Annotated in this window: 1 pseudogene; it reads right to left on the bottom strand. The window is 41.1% G+C overall.

From position 1 onward, the window contains the following. Nucleotides 1-535: 535 nt before the first annotated feature. A pseudogene (locus HMPREF9420_RS14640) lies at nucleotides 536-609 on the bottom strand (tetrahydrofolate synthase); the annotation flags it as partial.

The raw sequence follows: 609 nt of genomic DNA, 5'->3' as shown, positions 1-609 counted from the left end.
GCGTCTTCATCGTGGACTTTCGAAAGAGAAGCGAGAACTGCTTATTGGAAACATATTAGGGGCTTACAACCCCGATAAACACTAGGGAGTTCAACTATTATAGGAGTACATTTGACCATTAAATGAAAAAGAGAGCATTATGCCCCCTTTCAGGAGTACATTTGACCATTAAGCCGAATTTTCATCATGGTAGATATATCCATAGAAGTATTAACATTAAATATATGGCGTTGCATCGTTATAACATTCATCATGAGCGATGTGTTCATTAGGATATTGGCGTATTTTGCTATTTATTTATTCATATGTTGGTATTAATTGTATTATAAAATGAACGTATCAACGCCGTAGGTGTTGCGTTTTTGATAGCCCAGGGTTGCCAAACGATAGTGCAGGCTACCCTGGGTTAGCGTATAGTTTGTGGGGAACAACGCCGTAGATGTTGCGCTTTTTTTGATTAATTTGCCATAAAATGTTTCATTATAAGCGTGCCTTCTCGGAAAAAGCTCAACACCTACGGCGTTGAATCTCCTTGCTAACGTTTACCCGGGGTAGGCTCGTTCCTCGCCAACCCCGGGCTATCAAAGGAACAACTCGTACCGAGTTGCG

Origin of the sequence: Segatella salivae DSM 15606, assembly GCF_000185845.1 — a bacterium.
In the GTDB taxonomy this organism is placed as follows: Bacteria; Bacteroidota; Bacteroidia; order Bacteroidales; family Bacteroidaceae; genus Prevotella; species Prevotella salivae.
Note: the sequence above shows the minus strand (reverse complement) of the source record. Positions and strands in the feature narration are given on the sequence as shown.